Genomic DNA, 462 nt, shown 5'->3' on the forward strand with positions numbered 1-462 from the left:
AGTCCATATACGGACGTACCCTCGCATCTTCGTTCAGATGCTACGAATGACCCTACTGCAATTCCAAGCTAGTGTACTTACCGTTACTGGCGTTGAACATACTTGCTCGGAGTTCGTCTGTTCGCCGATCGGTGCGGTCGATCATGCAATCCAACGGCTCTGCCGGACTCGCCCATTTGCAATCTGCATCTCGCAGAGAAATCCAGATGCGCTGCGCGTTTTTTAACTTCTCGCGGTCTTTTTGTTCAAGCTGAGTCATCAGGCTTTTGTAGGCCTTGTTCAGCTTGTCATTTGCAGTTGCAAGCTCAGCTGGACGAGTGTCGCCATTTACGGCCCATGCGGGGTTGAGGAGCAATTGGCCGCTGACCAAAAGTAAGATTGGCAATCCCTGCCTGAACATAGGTGCTCCAATTGAGGAAGTCATGAGTAATCGCGGTCCTCTACGATGTCGACCACATAGAC

Annotated in this window: 1 protein-coding gene; it reads right to left on the minus strand. The window is 51.1% G+C overall.

Going from position 1 to position 462, the window contains the following annotated elements; all coding sequences use genetic code 11:
• Positions 1 to 52: 52 nt before the first annotated feature.
• The coding region (locus ACHAC9_RS24545) for a lysozyme inhibitor LprI family protein (RefSeq protein WP_435764434.1) at positions 53 to 462 on the minus strand (410 nt) is incomplete at its 5' end.

The organism is Massilia sp. CMS3.1 (assembly GCF_051262535.1).
GTDB lineage: Bacteria > Pseudomonadota > Gammaproteobacteria > Burkholderiales > Burkholderiaceae_D > Telluria.